Annotated in this window: 1 protein-coding gene; it reads left to right on the forward strand. The window is 61.6% G+C overall.

Annotation, left to right across the window (positions count from 1 at the left end; translation table 11 throughout):
- Positions 1-430 (forward strand): IS5 family transposase (locus HL671_RS37905; protein ID WP_172244268.1); only part of this gene is annotated, 430 nt, incomplete at both ends.

Here is a 430-nt window from a genome sequence, read left to right on the forward strand (position 1 = left end):
ACGCCATTGGCCGTTCTCGTGGAGGACTGAGCACCAAGATCAATGCGGTCGTCGACGAGAACGGACTGCCGGTCCGGCTGATGCTAACCCCGGGGCAGGCCCACGATCTGCGTGCCGCGCCATTTCTGCTCCAAGGGCTCAAATGCCGTGATGTTGTGGCCGACCGTGGTTACGACGCCGATGCCCTCCTGCACATGATCAGAGCCCGCGGAGCTAGGGCTCATATTCCTTCCACCAGCCAGCGAGTGGTCCAACGCTCCGTCAGCCGCCGCATCTACCGCAAGCGCAATCTTGTTGAGCGCTTCTTCTGCAAGCTCAAGCATTTCAGGCGCATCGCGACCCGCTTCGACAAGCTCGCTCGCAACTTTCTCGCGGCAGTCGCACTCGGCTCAACCCGCCTCTGGACCAGGGTTTATGAGTCCACGCCCTA

It is taken from the genome of Bradyrhizobium denitrificans, assembly GCF_013179005.1.
GTDB classification, from domain to species: Bacteria; Pseudomonadota; Alphaproteobacteria; order Rhizobiales; family Xanthobacteraceae; genus Bradyrhizobium; species Bradyrhizobium denitrificans.